This is a genomic window from Paraburkholderia sp. GAS33, assembly GCF_050436645.1.
GTDB classification, from domain to species: domain Bacteria; phylum Pseudomonadota; class Gammaproteobacteria; order Burkholderiales; family Burkholderiaceae; genus Paraburkholderia; species Paraburkholderia phenazinium_B.
Map to the genome: position 1 here is coordinate 304,933 of NZ_JBNDMP010000001.1, position 13,262 is coordinate 318,194.

Below are 13,262 nucleotides of genomic sequence, written 5' to 3' on the forward strand. Positions count from 1 at the left end.
TGGAGAAAACAATGGTCCTCGCATTGGATATTTTGACGACTGCCGCCGTGCTGTTCATCGTCACGGCGGGCTTAATGGTGATTTTCGGCGTGATGAAGATCGTCAACTTTGCCCACGGGGCATTGCTGACCATGGGTGCGTACTCGAGCTACGTCGTGACGCAGTTGAAGCTTAACCCGTGGCTCAGCGTGCCGTTGGCGATCGTGGTGGGTACCGCTGTCGGGATGCTGGTGGAGCGGGTGATCGTGCGCCCGCTCTACAAACGCCCGCTTGACGCAATCCTCGCTACATGGGGCCTCGGAATCGTGATTGGGCAACTGATCGTGATGGCCTTTGGCCGCGAGGTCCAGTTTGTGGAAACGCCCTTGAAGGGGGCGATTTCGATTGCCGGCACCGACTATTCCGCCTATCGCCTCCTGCTGATTCCGGTCGCTCTGGTCCTGTGCGCGCTGATGACAGGCCTGCTTGCCGGCACGCGCTTTGGCGTCAAGACCCGCGCAGTCATCATGAACGAGGATCTGGCACGAGGGCTCGGTATTCACTCGGGTCGCATCCGCTTTATCACGTTTAGTCTCGGCGCCGCTTTGGGCTCGCTGGCCGGCACGCTGATTACGCCGCTGTCGAGCGTCGATCCCGACATGGGACTTGTCTGGCTGGTAAGCGCCTTCATGCTGGTCATGGTGTCGGGGTACTCGATGCTTAGCCTGCTGATTACGTGCCTGGTATTCGGAGCGTGTCAGGTGCTCGTCAGCACGTTTGTCAGTCCTGTGCTGGGCGGCCTGACGATTGCCGTGCTGGCCGCGCTTACGCTGCGCATTCGTCCGAAGGGGTTCTCCCATGGTTAAGCTCGATGCGGCGGCCAATCACCCGGACAATAGCGCCGCGTCGACCGGGACGCTTGCGGCTAAACTGCGCCGACCTCGTGGGCGCGGCATCGTTCTGTGCGGTGCGTGCGCTCTTCTATTGCTGGCTGTAGGTCCGTTCGTGTTCGGCACGTATTTGCTGAACATCCTGATTCAGGCATTCTTCTTTTCGATAGCCGCCGTCACGGTGGATATCCTCTGGGGCTACACGGGTTATCTAACGTTCGGACAGGCCGCTTTTTTCGGTCTCGGCGCATACGCGGCTGGGCTGGTCTTTACTCACGGTGGCTTCTCGATTGGTTATGTCGTACTGGCGTTGGGGGCGGCTATCGTCGTGGCTGCGGCCGTCGCGCTCGTGCTGGGCTGGCTTTCGTTCTATCGCGGTGCTTCGCCGTTTTTCGCTACCGTGATGTCGCTGGTCTTGCCGATCGTACTCAGCCAGTTGCTGCTGTCAGGTGGCGAGTGGACGGGATCGAGTTCCGGGCTCACAGGCTACGAGACTTTCGATCTCTCGTTGCCGGCCTGGTACTGGATCGCCGGAGCGGCCTTGCTGAGCGTCGCAACGCTGACCTGGATATTCGTGCGCAGCGACGGCGGCCGCGTGCTGGCAGCGATCCGTGATAACGAGTCGCGCTGCTCGTACCTCGGGATCAATACGTCGCTGCTCAAGATCGCTCTGCTGGTGGTGGCCGCGATTATCGCCAGTCTTGCAGGCTTTGGTTATGGATCCTTTAGCGGGGTCGTCGCGCCGGAGTTGACCGGATTTGTGCTGGGTACCCAGATGATCATCTGGGTCGCGCTTGGCGGCAGGGGAACGCTTTGGGGGCCGGTCATCGGCGCTCTCCTGATCAACGTCGGCACAGCGTATCTGAGCAGCAGCATGCCATTTGCGTGGCAACTTATTCTCGGAGCCGCGTTTGTGGCGGTGATCGTACTGTTACCGCAAGGGCTGGTGCCAGCGCTTCTGAAACCATTGCTTAGGTTTGCTGACAACGTTGCTGAACCGGAGGTCGTCGAGCGCGCTGTTAAAGCGGAGCGGCAGCAGGCGCCGTCCGAACCCATGCTGCAATTGAACGGAGTGGCCAAACACTTTGGCAGCCTCAAGGTTCTGCAGGGCATTGACCTTGAAGCTAACGCGGGTGAACTGGTCGGCCTCATTGGTCCTAACGGAGCCGGCAAGACGACGCTGATGCGTTGCATGAGCGACGGTGCCGAACGCTCTGCAGGGACAGTCGCGCTGTGCGGCAACGATATCCGGCAACTGGCGCCGGAACGGTGCGTGCATTTCGGACTAGGACGCAAGTTCCAGAACGCAAATGTGTTCGAGAGCCTGACGGTGGCGGAATGTTTGAGGATCGCGAGCGCGATCGTCGAAAGGCCTTCGCTCATCCGGCGCTCGGCGACCCTCGCTTTACCGCCGTATGCGATCGAGGTTGTCCGTACCACTGGACTCGACCGGAAGTTGAGCGCGGTCGCAAAGGATCTGTCGCACGGCGAACAGCAGGCGCTGGAGTTGGCAATGGTGCTCGCGTTGGAACCACGGATCGTGCTGCTCGATGAGCCCACCGCCGGGTTGACCAAGACGGAGCGCACGCAGATCGGCGACGTGCTGGCCGCATTGGCTCACCGGTATCAGCTTTGCTGTCTGCTGGTGGAGCACGACCTGGACTTCGTTGCAGAGGTTGCCACTCGCATCGTCGTCCTGCATCAAGGGCGCATTGTGATGCAAGGCTCCTTCGACGAGGTGGTCAACTCGGAACTGGTCAAGACAATCTATGCCGGGACGGCGCAGGGTACGGGACCGGTCAGCGATAGTATGCACGGGGAGGCGTCATGAGCCAGAACGCGCTGGAACTCCGGGACGTGACAAGTGGATACCGGAGCTCAGTGGTACTTCGCAATCTATCGATGACCGTCGCCAATGGCGAGGCTCTCGCGCTGCTCGGCAAGAACGGCATGGGCAAGACCACGCTGCTCAAGACGATCATGGGCTATCTGCCGAAGAAGACGGGCGCAATCAGCGTACGCGGGCAAGACATCACCCGCATGGCGCCCCATCGGATTGCACGCGCAGGCATCGCCTACGCGCCGCAGGAACACGCCTTGTTTCAGGATCTCAGCATTCGTGACAACCTGCGCATCGGGCTTGAGAAGGCATCGGTGTTCGAGGAGCGATTTGCGCAGATCGAACCGGTTTTCCCGGTGTTCACGAGCCGGCTGAAGCAGTTCGCGGGCACACTTTCCGGCGGCGAACAGAAAATGTTGCTGGTTGCCCGCGCACTCATGATGCGCCCGTCGATCATTCTTCTCGATGAAATCACAGAAGGGCTGCAGCCGACTGTGATCGACCGCCTGGCCGACGCGTTGCTATGGGAACGCAGGCAGCACGGCACGACGCTGCTGCTGATCGAGCAGAACGTGCCTTTCGCATTGAAAGTCGCCGACCGCTATGCGGTTCTGAAGCAAGGCGAAATCATCGACGACGGAAACGCGAAGGATGAGACCGCGGCGGCATCGATCTTCGAACACCTGCGCGTCTGACACGGCACATTTTCTGAGGCATCATGAGTGCTATGGAAGCAAACCGCTGCTCGACCGGCTAAAGTAATACAAGGAGGAACCGAATGCCGACGAACTCGCGACACCCAGACGCCTCGCCATCGGCCGACGCTGGTTGGCGCATCGGCGTGCTGTATTCCCGCACGGGCGTTACCGCTGCGACGGAATCGGAACATTTCTTCGGCACCGCATTGGCGATCGAAGAGGTCAACGCCGCAGGCGGCGTCGACGGGCGCCTGCTGGACCCTGTCGTGTACGACCCAAAGAGCGATCCGGATGAATATCGCCGGCTGGCCACCCGGATGCTGCAGGAGGACGACGTCACGGTGATTTTCGGCTGTTCGACGTCGTCGAGCCGAAAGGCGGTGCTGCCGGTAATCGAGCGCAACAATGCGCTGCTGTGGTATTGCTCCATCTACGAAGGCTTCGAGTATTCGCCGAATGTGATCTATACCGGCGCCGTGCCGAACCAGAACAGCATGCAGCTAGCCGCCTATCTGCTGCGCAATCACGGCCGCCGCTTCTTCCTGGTGGGCACCGACTACGTCTATCCCCGCGAGTCGAACCGGATCATGCGGGACATGGTCGAGCAGCACGGCGGTGAAATCGTTGAGGAAATCTATCTACCTAGCGACGCAGATCCGGCGGCGCTGAAAGAGGTCGTGCAACAGATCAAGGCGGTCGGACCCGACGTGGTGTTCTCCACCGTGATCGGCCGCGGTGCGCGGAATTTTTATCAGTTGTACCGCGAGCACGGTATCGATCCGGCGCAGATTCCGATCGCCAGCCTGACAATGGCGGAAGGCGAAACGCGGATGATCGGCCCTGAACTGTGCGGCAGTCACATCATCTCCGCGAGCTATGTCAACACGCTCAACTATGCAGGCAACAGGCGTTTCCTGAATTTGTGGCATGCGCGTTTCGGAGATCAACCGGCCAGCTTGTGGTCGGAGATGGCGTACAACCAGGTTCATCTCTTTGCGCTGGCGTTGGCTCGCACCCGAAGCCTCGACACTGCAAGACTGGTGGAGGCGATTCACGAGGTCGAATTCGATTCGCCTGAGGGTGTGCTGAAAATCGATCCGGAGAACAACCACGCCATCCTGACTCCGCGCATTGCGGTGTGCCGGCCGGACGGCTCGTTCGACATTGTCTGGGAAGGGCGCGGCCCGATCAAGCCGGATCCCTATCTGACGTCGTACGGCTTTGCCGAATTCTGGCTCGACGGAGAACGGGCATGAGCACGGGGGCTCGTCGGCTATTTGACGATTTGCGCACGTTGCGCGTCCTCGTGATTCACCCGCCCGGCGACGATCGTAGCGTTCTCGAGGAGCAGTTGCGGCGGATCGGTTGCCCTGTTCGCGTGCTATGGCCGTTTCCGTTTCAACTTCCTGCGGATGTCGACGCGATATTTTTTCTCGTCGGCCCTGAGACGCGAAGTGCAGGAAACTGGTGCGCGGCCGATACCGAGGCGACGCTAATTGCGTTGTCCGACTACGAGAATCCCACCGCACTAAAGATGCTGCTGGATACGCAGGCACATGGCGTGATCACCAAACCGTACCGCTCCACCGGTATTCTCAGTACGCTGGTGCTTGCGCGCGCAGCGTCCGGTTACCAGCAGCGGTTGCACAACAAGATCAGCAAGCTTGAAGAGGCTATCAAGGCGCGACGCCATATCGAACGCGCGATTCGCATTCTGATGGAGGCGCACCGGTTAAGCGAAAGCGAGGCGTACGAGCATATGCGTTCGCGGGCGACGGGACTCAGGGTGACGGTAGGGGAGATCGCCACGATGGTGATCGATGCGCATGAGGCGATGGAGAAGCTTGGGCTGGGGAAGGGAACGGCGTTTTGAGCTGGCGTCGTTCGCCATTCAAGCCCCACCTACCTCAATGTCCGTCGGACTTCCCCCAGACGATCGCTTCCGGATGACGCTCTAGATAATCGGAGAGGGCATTGAGCGAGACAAGCGTGCGGCGCAATTCGGTCAACGCCTCGTGAACGTCGGACTGCATTGGAGAGTCCTGCTGCAGCGTGGCATTGGCCGCATTGAACGACTGCGTGGCTGCCGTGAGCGTGGTGCGAGCCTGCGGGATCAGTTCCGTGTTGACCTGCTGAAACAGGGTATTCGCGTTCACGAGCGCCTTGTTCAGATTGTTGCCAAGCTGATCGAAGGGCACGCGGTCCAGCTTGCTCACTATGCTGGCGAGCTGGTCCTGAAGCTCGTCGAGCGTACTGGGTACGGTGGGGAGTTCGACCGGGCTGCGCCGGGTGTCGATGCTGGCAGCCGATACATGCGGGAAAAAGTCTAACGCCACATAGCGCTGGCCGGTCAGGACGCTCCCCATGCGCAATTGTCCACGCAGACCTCGGGCAACCATTTGACGCAGCAGCGCCCTGCCGGCTTCGCTATCGCCCTTTCCGATCGCTTCCCGGTAGCGTTGGCCGAGCCGGTAGGGGTACAGATTGAGTGCTACCACCATGTCGAAGCTATCACGCGACCGGTTGAAGTCGACGTCGATCGCGCTCACCCGGCCCAGCTCGACGCCGTGAAAGTCGACCGGTGCGCCGACCGACAGTCCGCGCACCGATTGCGTGAACCGCAGACTCACGGCTGCGGCCGGTCCATCGTCGGCACGATGCATCGCGTCCTCGCGGTTGGCAGCAAGATCAAATGCGGTGCCATCAGCAGATTGCGGCTGGGCAACCTGTGATCGGGGCAAATCGAAAACGACGCCTCCTGAGAGGATCGTCGCCACCGACTGGGTGTCGAGTTTCAAACCGTTGGAATCGAGGCGCAAGTCGATTCCGCTCGCATGCCACCATTGCGTGGCGGCAGTAACGTATCGATCGTATGGCGTTTTCACGAAGACATCGATGTCGACCTGGGCGCCGTCTCCGGCTAGAGCGTAGCCGATCACCTGTCCAACCTGTACGTGCCGGAAATACACTGGCGCGCCCACATTGAGCGATCCAAGTGATTCGGTATGCAGAACGAATCTCCGGCCGTCCTGGCCGCTAGTCAGTAAAGGGGGTGTTTCCAGACCGGCGAATTCTTTGCATCGTCTTGAAGAACTGCCAACATCGGCGGCGATATAAGGACCCGAGATAACCGTCGCAAGCCCGGAAATACCGCCTGTGTCTATCCGCGGACGGACGACCCAGAAGCGAGTGCCGCAAGTTGCGAACCGATGGGCTGAGGCGCCAAGCTGCACGGCTGCGAGCACATGTGTGCGGTCGTTTGAGAGTTGCAGTCCCGTCAGTTTGCCTATTTCGACATCCCTGTAACGCACACGGGTTTTGCCAACCTCGAGCCCTTCGGCGGTGAGGAAGCTGACGTCGACCTCGGGACCCTGTTGCATGAGCCGAGGAACAAGGAGCGCCAGACAAAGCAAAGCAGCAGCAAGCGGGGCGAGCCACACGGCCGAAGGTAACGGGCGACTTCGCATCAGAAGCCAACAACCAGCGTGATATAGACGAGTGACGCGAAGATCCCGGCCAACGTGCCTAACACGTCTCTGGAAGCTACGCCGCGGGTGAAATGAACCGGAATGCCTACCACCAGGTACGCGATCGAGAACACGATCGCGACCATCAAGGGCGGAGGTGCTAGTGACACAACAGCATTGGCAAATGCGCGCATGCACGGGCCTCGTAAAGGAGCGGCGCAACCGGGTTTCGACTACGGCGAGTTCCGATGACCCGTACTTCCGGCGGGGGGCGCGCGTCGAGAGCCCGCCGCACCACGCTCGCTTTTGCGACTTTCAAGCCGTTAATTGAGTTGCGCCACCAGCGCATCAGCACCCTTGTCGAGACCGGTTTTTGCCGCACCGAGCGAACCGAAGGCTGCCGGCAGATTCATGGCGTTTGGATACTGCTTCGAAACGTATGCTTTCAGCAGATGACCGCTTTCGCTGTCATAGACTTCAACTGCGTAGGAAACCGAACCACTGAATGCGCCTTGACCACCGCGGACTGCCTGCACTCCGTTATAGAGATTGCCTGCAAGGTCGAAATGCATGGCCTGTCCGACGAGCAACGTCGTTTTTTCGGCGCCGGTCAGCGTCAGCTTGACCCGCAGGGTGTGAGGGCTGGCCTGATTCGCGGCCTCGAATCGCCTGGTCAGTTTCTCCGCGAATGTCTTTGCCATGTAGTCGGCGAGCGTTGTCTTGTCGGCGTCTTTAATGTCGCCAAACTGGTTATCGCTGCCTTGATACACGATGACAGGATCGAGCATTACTTGCGTGTAGCGCGACCAGGTCACCGGGGATGTGTACCGGTAGGGAATCTTGACCGAATCGTCATCCCGGTTGCGCTGCAATTGTGACGAAGAGGCGATGCCGTTGTAGGCGACCGGCTGCACGCTGGCGCATGCCGCGAGAGTCAGCGCCGCTGTGACAGTGAAAAGAAGCGGGACGAATTTGTGCTTGAACATGCTGTGTTCCTGAAAAGGCAGGTTGGGCGCCGACTGGCGTTTGGTTGGGGCGAGAGCCGATGTGGCCGCAGAGTACCATCGCCTTTATTAAATGTAAACCGTCTATCCGGTTTGTTTAGGGTGTAACTGAGAGCGTACAATTCCACCGCTCGCACGAGCCCCTGCTGGGCGGGGCCCCGCGGGACGGCTCACTGAGATTGAGTTACTGCACCGGATTACTTGCCAGACCTGTTCGTGACGCGGCGGCCTTAGGGGCATGCCGAATCGTCGCGACGCCATCAGATTTGAAAATGGACAACCAGACCCGTTCGGAGATTTCCCGCAAGAAAGCGATTGAAGCCGCGCTGACCATTCTTAGCCGTGATGGCGTGGGCGGACTGACATTCGATTCGTTGTCACGCGAAAGTGGTATCAGCAAAGGTGGATTGCTGCATCAGTTCCGTACGAAGCAGGGGGTGCTCAGCGCATTGCTGGAGCATCAGCGGCTTCAGTTCGAGCAGATTGCGCGAGACTATATGGCGAGCGAGGGCGCGGCCAAGGCCGAACCGACGCTGGCGGCGCAGATTGCGATTTACCGGGCGGCGGTGAAGCAGCCGCATTCGGTGGCACGGGCGGTTCTGGCGGCGCTTATCGAGAGTCCGAATTTGCTTGAAGAGAGCAAGACGAGCGATGAAGTGAAAATGAAGACGCTGCATGCGGAGGCGAGTGATCCGGATTTGGCGTTGTTGCGGTATTTTGCTGCTAGCGGGATCGCATTTCATTCGTTGTTGGGGCTTTCGCCGTTGAGTGATTCCACCAGAGATGGGTTGTTTGAGAGGTTGCTGGACGAGGATCGGTGGAAGGGTTTGCCGGCGGCGCCTAAGGGGAGGAAGAAGGGCGGCAGGTGAATCCCGCGCTAAGCCGTCCTTCAGCTATATTGCTAAAACGAAGAAAGAAACAAAGCGCATGCCATCTCCAATAACCTTGCAAACCACACCGGCGTCGCCATGCAGGCTCTCAGTTTCCTACCCGACAGCTTCGCGGAATACGAGGATCTCAAGACGATCCTCGACGCCGGCAGCGCAAGCTTCGACATCCGCACGGTTTGCGAGGCGCGCGTCCATGGCAGGACCTTCCCCGTCCTGACCGCAAGCATCGGCTCAAGCGATCCGCAAGCCCCGGCCATCGGATTCTTCGGCGGCATCCACGGATTAGAGCGCATCGGTACGCAACTCGTACTCGACTACATGCGCTCGCTGCTCTCACGTCTCGAATGGGACGAACTGCTGGTGCGGCAGTTGCAATCGGTTCGTCTGATCTTTATGCCCATCTGCAATCCGGGCGGTATGTGGGCAGCCACGCGCGCCAATCCGAATGGCGTCGACCTGATGCGCAACGCGCCGCAAGATGCCGATGAACGCGTGCCGCTGCTCGCGGGTGGCCAGCGTCTCGGTGCCTGGTTGCCGTGGTATCGCGGACGTCGCGGGGCACCCATGGAAGTCGAAGCCGCCGCGCTGCTCAAGCTGGTCGACAGCGAACTGACCTCGCGTCCGCTTAGCTTCGCGCTCGATTGTCATTCGGGTTACGGCTGGCGCGACAGCATCTGGTTTCCGTATGCGCGTACCCGCAAACTGATGCCGCATCTGCCGGAAATGTACGCGCTCAAGACGATGTTCGAGCGTGCCCATCCGCATCACGGCTACGCGTTCGAGCCGCAGAGCCATCAATATCTGCTGCACGGCGATCTATGGGACTACGCATACGACCGCGCGCCGTCAGAGAGCGTATTTCTGCCAATGACGCTCGAACTCGGCTCATGGCTGTGGATCAAGAAGAATCCGCGTCAACTGTTTTCGCGGCAAGGCATGTTCAATCCGGTGAAGGCGCATCGCACCGCGCGTGTCCTGCGGCGTCACGCGAACCTGCTGGACTTCCTGACCCGTGCCGCCTTTGCATGGCATCGCTGGCTGCCGCAGGGCAACGGGCGCCAGCAGCTTCTGCACAATGCGATTCAGCATTGGTATCGGACGGCGGGTGAATGAGTACGTGGATCCTGCTGCGTGGGCTCACGCGTGAGACGCGTCACTGGGGCCGCTTTCCGGCCATCCTGCGTGACGCCGTCAAGACCGATAGCTTGCTGCAGCTCGATCTGCCGGGCAACGGCGCACTTGTCGATCTACGTGCGCCGGCCCAGGTGCCCTCGATGATTGAGTTCGTGCGGCAGGCGGTATTGCAGAGCAGCGTGCCCGGTCCGTATCGCGTGCTGGCGATGTCGCTGGGCGGGATGGTGGCGACGGCATGGGCGCAGCACTATCCTGAGGAGATCGACCGGCTCGTGCTGGTCAACACGAGCATGCGGCCTTTTAGCAGCATGACCGAGCGTCTGCGCCCCCAGGCGTGGCCTCGTTTGCTGCGCGTCGCGGCCGGATGGCGCGACGCCCGTGAGGCCGAGGCGATTATCCATCGGCTGACATGCAACGATTCGCAGGCGCTGGCGGACGATCTTGCCGCGTGGGCCGCGATCCGCGAGAGCGCGCCGGTGAGCCGGGGCAATGCGCTGCGCCAGTTATGGGCCGCGGCCCGCTTCAGCGCCGGCGATGCGGTGCCGCGCTGCGCGACCCTGATCCTGTCGTCGGCGCAGGACCGGCTGGTGAATCCGGTGTGTTCGGCGAAGCTGGCGGCAGCGTGGGGTGCGGCGCATATCCAGCATCCGTGGGCGGGCCACGATCTGCCGCACGACGATCCGGTGTGGACCAGCGAGACGGTCGGCGCCTGGTTGCCGGAGATCGTGGACGCGACGGGGAAGAGATTCTGAAGACGGCAGTCAGCATGGCGAAGATGAAAGCGCCATGCCGCTTGTTTGCCGCGCTGCGGCCTCTACGCGCTAGCGTTACCGGTCAGCCACGTTCAATACCAGCTTGCCGAAATTTTCCCCTGAGAAGAGCTTCAGCAGCGCTTTGGGGAACGCGGCGACACCGCCTGTCACGACGTCCTCCTTCGACTGCATGCGGCCGTCAGCCAGGTAGCCCGCCAGTTCGGCGATGGCCTCCGGATAGCGGGATGCATAGTCGAACACGACGATCCCCTCCATACGCGCCCGGTTGACCAGTAGCGACAGGTAGTTCTTCGGTCCGGAGGCGGGCGTGCTGCCCGGATTGTTGTACTGGCTGATGGCGCCGCAGATGATAATGCGCGCACCGCGTGCCAGCCGTGTCAGCACGGTGTCGAGAATGTCGCCGCCCACGTTGTCGAAATAGACGTGCACGCCGTCCGGGCAATGCTGCTTCAGCCCGTCGCGCACCGAGGACGGAGACGCCTTGTAGTCGATGCACGCATCGAAGCCGAGTTCGCGCACGACCCATTCGCATTTGGCCGCGCCACCGGCGATGCCCACCACCCGGCAGCCCTTGATTTTCGCGAGCTGGCCAACCGTTTGCCCGACTGCGCCGGCCGCGCCGGAGACGACGACGGTTTGGCCCGCCTTCGGCTCGCCGACATCGAGCAGTCCGAAATATGCAGTCATCCCGGGCATGCCGAGCACGTTCAACCACTGCGTGGGGGAACCGAGCCGCGGATCGATTTTGAAAAGGCCGAAGCGTTGCGCGTGCGCGCCGTCGATGCGCGCGAATTCCTGCACGCCGAGCACCGCGCTCACCTGGTCGCCGGCTGCGTACGCCGGATGTTTCGATGCGACGACGGTGCCGATACCGCCGGCACGCATCACTTCGCCGATGCCGACCGGCGCGATGTAGCTCTTGCCCTCGTTCATCCAGCCGCGCATCGCCGGATCGAGCGACAGCGCGAGTGTTTTGACGAGCAGCTGGCCGTCGGCCAGTTCGCTGTCAGCGGGCACGGCCTCTTCGGTGAAGCGCCAGTTCTCCGCTGTCGGCAGGCCGGCCGGTCGCGAGGCGAGACGGATCTGGTGGTTGACGGTGCTCATATTGATTCCTTGTGATCGCCGGGTGCCGGCTATTTTCCAGCCGCGCTCGCGTGGGGAAAGGGGCGATTCGGCCACCGGCTGGGTGATTTCTGGACCGCCCGGGTAAATCCCCGGTTCACAGCCGCGAGGTCCGTTGCTAAGGTCGGTAGCTAATTTTTCAATCATACGCATCATACCGGGGTGGACAGGTGACCGGGATCTTGCAGCCGGCGACCTGCTATCTTCACCTGGCCGCAAAGCGGCTTCAATGAGGGCTACCCGATGATCGAGGGTCTGCAGCAGCGATTCGCCCATGTCAACGGTATCAGGATGCACTACGTCGAAAAGGGCGGGGGTCCGCTGGTGCTGCTCTGTCACGGCTGGCCGGAGTCGTGGTACTCGTGGCGCTGGCAGATCGACGCGCTCGCTTCCGCCGGCTACCGCGTGGTGGCGCCGGATCAGCGCGGCTACGGGCAGACCGAGGCGCCCGAAGCGGTCGAAGCGTACGACATCCTGCATCTGGCCGGCGATCTCGTCGGTCTTGTCAACGCGCTCGGCGACGAGCCGGCCGTGCTGATCGGGCACGACTGGGGCGCGGCCGTTGCCGCCCATGCGGCGTTGCTGCGGCCCGACCGGTTCCACACGCTCGGGCTGCTGAGCGTGCCGTATATGCCGCGGCGGGCCAGGCGTCCGGCGTTGCACTTCCAGCAGATCACGCAGGAGCGCCACTTCTATCAGGAGTACTTTCAACAGCCGGGGCGCATCGAGCGGGAACTCGAGGAAGACATTGGCCGCGCGTTGCTCGGCATTCTCTATACGGCATCCGGAGATGGCGTCAGGGCAGCGCCGTCGGTCAATTTCGCGGCCTTCGACAAGACCACACGGCTGGTCGACAATCTGACGCTGCCCGATGATCTGCCGTCATGGCTGCCCGAAGCCGCGCTGAAATTCTTCGTGGCGGAGTTCGAGCGCAGCGGTTTTCGCGGGCCGATCAACTGGTATCGCAACATCGACCGGAACTGGGAACTGACCGGGTTTCTCGACGGCGCGCGAATCTCGCAGCCTACGTTGTTCATCGCAGGGGAGCTTGATGGCGTGCTGAAGATGGCTGCGAAAGATTTCGAACAACTGGAACTCAATGTCCCCCGTCTTCGGAAGAAGCTCGTAATCCCGGGCGCAGGGCACTGGATCCAGCAGGAACGGCCGGCGCAGGTGAGTGAGGCGATACTGGAATTTCTCGCGGCAGAGCGGGCAGGGCAATCCCACGCGGACTGATGGACCTGCCCGCAGGACTGAGCGGCTTCGAGCGTCGGCCCGTAACCCTCACGGCACAACCGGAGGTATGGGCGCAGTTCGAGGCGACGGCGTGCCCGTGCCTGGACTCAACGATCTTCCTTGTACTTGACCTGTATTTGCCGCTCCGTGCGTCCGTTAAGCCGGTATGCTTTTGTCGACATATCAGGTGTGCTCGCGCTTTGGGCGGCCATGCTAATCTGTCTGAGGA

General features: G+C 61.3%; 13 protein-coding genes. 9 read left to right on the forward strand and 4 right to left on the reverse strand.

What is annotated here, in order from left to right; all coding sequences use genetic code 11:
- Positions 1–11: 11 nt before the first annotated feature.
- The 5 genes from P3T24_RS01410 to P3T24_RS01430 all read left to right on the forward strand — a co-directional run bounded on the left by P3T24_RS01410 (position 12) and on the right by P3T24_RS01430 (position 5,280).
- On the forward strand, positions 12–845 hold the full coding sequence (locus P3T24_RS01410) for a branched-chain amino acid ABC transporter permease (protein WP_429431744.1): 834 nt from the start codon (positions 12–14) through the stop codon (positions 843–845).
- Positions 838–2,700: an ABC transporter permease subunit gene (locus tag P3T24_RS01415; protein ID WP_429431747.1), complete on the forward strand. Its 1,863-nt coding sequence runs from the start codon at positions 838–840 to the stop codon at positions 2,698–2,700. Before P3T24_RS01410 ends, P3T24_RS01415 begins: the two co-directional genes overlap by 8 nt.
- A complete protein-coding gene (locus P3T24_RS01420; protein WP_074269047.1) occupies positions 2,697–3,404 on the forward strand; it encodes an ABC transporter ATP-binding protein in 708 nt (235 codons plus the stop codon). The genes P3T24_RS01415 and P3T24_RS01420 overlap by 4 nt, the downstream gene beginning before the upstream one ends.
- Positions 3,405–3,487: 83 nt before the next feature.
- Positions 3,488–4,663: a transporter substrate-binding domain-containing protein gene (locus tag P3T24_RS01425; protein WP_429431751.1), complete on the forward strand. Its 1,176-nt coding sequence runs from the start codon at positions 3,488–3,490 to the stop codon at positions 4,661–4,663.
- On the forward strand, positions 4,660–5,280 hold the full coding sequence (locus tag P3T24_RS01430) for an ANTAR domain-containing response regulator (protein ID WP_429431754.1): 621 nt from the start codon (positions 4,660–4,662) through the stop codon (positions 5,278–5,280). Before P3T24_RS01425 ends, P3T24_RS01430 begins: the two co-directional genes overlap by 4 nt.
- Positions 5,281–5,314: 34 nt before the next feature.
- On the opposite strand, the gene P3T24_RS01435 is transcribed toward P3T24_RS01430, so the two are convergent.
- The 3 genes from P3T24_RS01435 to P3T24_RS01445 all read right to left on the reverse strand — a co-directional run bounded on the left by P3T24_RS01435 (position 5,315) and on the right by P3T24_RS01445 (position 7,860).
- The gene (locus P3T24_RS01435; RefSeq protein ID WP_429431757.1) at positions 5,315–6,874 is read right to left on the reverse strand and encodes an intermembrane transport protein PqiB; all 1,560 of its coding nucleotides are present in this window, start codon (positions 6,872–6,874) and stop codon (positions 5,315–5,317) included.
- Positions 6,874–7,068 (reverse strand): hypothetical protein, encoded by a 195-nt coding sequence (locus P3T24_RS01440; RefSeq protein ID WP_074269043.1) that lies wholly within the window; start codon positions 7,066–7,068, stop codon positions 6,874–6,876. Before P3T24_RS01440 ends, P3T24_RS01435 begins: the two co-directional genes overlap by 1 nt.
- A gap of 129 nt (positions 7,069–7,197) precedes the next feature.
- On the reverse strand, positions 7,198–7,860 hold the full coding sequence (locus P3T24_RS01445) for a DUF3313 domain-containing protein (protein ID WP_429431760.1): 663 nt from the start codon (positions 7,858–7,860) through the stop codon (positions 7,198–7,200).
- A 290-nt stretch (positions 7,861–8,150) separates the two neighbouring features.
- Here P3T24_RS01445 and P3T24_RS01450 point away from each other — a divergent pair, with 290 nt between their 5' ends.
- From P3T24_RS01450 to P3T24_RS01460, 3 genes are all read left to right on the forward strand, one after another.
- Complete coding sequence (locus P3T24_RS01450; protein WP_429285941.1) at positions 8,151–8,747, forward strand: TetR family transcriptional regulator; 597 nt, start codon at positions 8,151–8,153, stop codon at positions 8,745–8,747.
- A 99-nt stretch (positions 8,748–8,846) separates the two neighbouring features.
- The gene (locus P3T24_RS01455; RefSeq protein ID WP_074269040.1) at positions 8,847–9,881 is read left to right on the forward strand and encodes a M14 family zinc carboxypeptidase; all 1,035 of its coding nucleotides are present in this window, start codon (positions 8,847–8,849) and stop codon (positions 9,879–9,881) included.
- Positions 9,878–10,654, forward strand: a complete 777-nt coding sequence (locus P3T24_RS01460; RefSeq protein WP_429285940.1) for an alpha/beta fold hydrolase — start codon at positions 9,878–9,880, stop codon at positions 10,652–10,654. Before P3T24_RS01455 ends, P3T24_RS01460 begins: the two co-directional genes overlap by 4 nt.
- A gap of 75 nt (positions 10,655–10,729) precedes the next feature.
- Here P3T24_RS01460 and P3T24_RS01465 read toward each other — a convergent pair whose 3' ends face one another.
- On the reverse strand, positions 10,730–11,779 hold the full coding sequence (locus tag P3T24_RS01465; RefSeq protein WP_429433214.1) for an NADP-dependent oxidoreductase: 1,050 nt from the start codon (positions 11,777–11,779) through the stop codon (positions 10,730–10,732).
- Between the two features lie 261 nt (positions 11,780–12,040).
- On the opposite strand from P3T24_RS01465, the gene P3T24_RS01470 reads away from it, so the two are divergent.
- Positions 12,041–13,033, forward strand: a complete 993-nt coding sequence (locus tag P3T24_RS01470) for an alpha/beta fold hydrolase (protein WP_429431763.1) — start codon at positions 12,041–12,043, stop codon at positions 13,031–13,033.
- Positions 13,034–13,262 lie beyond the last annotated feature (229 nt).